At 60.2% G+C, this 906-nt stretch carries 1 protein-coding gene; it reads right to left on the bottom strand.

Annotated features, from left to right (window positions below):
• Nucleotides 1-906, bottom strand: a 906-nt coding sequence (locus MOMUL_RS15185; protein ID WP_062286251.1) for a C40 family peptidase, incomplete at its 5' end; no start/stop codon positions are given.

Genomic DNA, 906 nt, shown 5'->3' with positions numbered 1-906 from the left:
TTACGGCAGGTAGCGCCGCGCTCCCAGGTATCCCATGGCAAATAACGGTTCATCCAGGCGACTGGTTATGACGCCCTGGCCGGAACGGGAATTGATGAACTCCCCGTTACCGGTATAAATGCCGACATGGGTAGGTAGGCTCCCCGAACTTTCCGTATTGAAAAAGACCAGGTCGCCGGGCTGCAGGTCTGCCCTGGCTACCTCCCGGCCCACCTGGAATTGCATATCGGCATCCCGGGGTAGCTGGACGCCGTTTAAATAGTAAGCAATGTAGGCCAGTCCGGAACAGTCGATACCGTACAGGCTGACCCCGCCCCAGAGGTAAGACACTCCCCGTAAGCGTTCAGCCGTTTTTATTACATCCTCGCCGCTGCGCTTCCCTTTCACCTTTCCCCCGGGCCAGACCTCAACCTCGTTTGCCGCCAGCCAGGCCGTTCCCCGGCCGGGGAGCCAGACTTCCATCCAGCCTTCTTTTTGCTGCAGCAACGGTAAGTCAGTAGCCATTAAGGCTTCGCCAATGGCATTGCCCCCTCCCGGCTGCAGGTAAAGGATAGCGCGGGGGACGGTCACGGCTGCCAGGTCCCGGTCCGCCGGGGGAGTGTCCGGGACCACATCCGCTGTTTTTACCCACCCGATATACCCGTCAGGTACCTGGCCCTGTAACCAATCCCCTTCCTGCTTCAGTACCTTTAACTCATCCCCCAGCAGGGCCTGGGTAACCAGCTCCGCCCCCTGGCCGGGGTTGGCCCGGACATCGGCTACGGCTACCCTGACATAATAAGCGTTTCGCCGGGCTGGCACTGGCCCGGGAGGCTCCTCGACCCGTGGTGGTAACCGTACGGCCCGGTGAGTCATCAGCAACCCCCCTGCAATTACTACCGCCAGTAGCAGGAGAAATAAAACAAA

Source organism: Moorella mulderi DSM 14980 (genome assembly GCF_001594015.1).
Taxonomy (GTDB): Bacteria; Bacillota; DSM-521; order Neomoorellales; family Neomoorellaceae; genus Neomoorella; species Neomoorella mulderi.
Note: the sequence above shows the minus strand (reverse complement) of the source record. Positions and strands in the feature narration are given on the sequence as shown.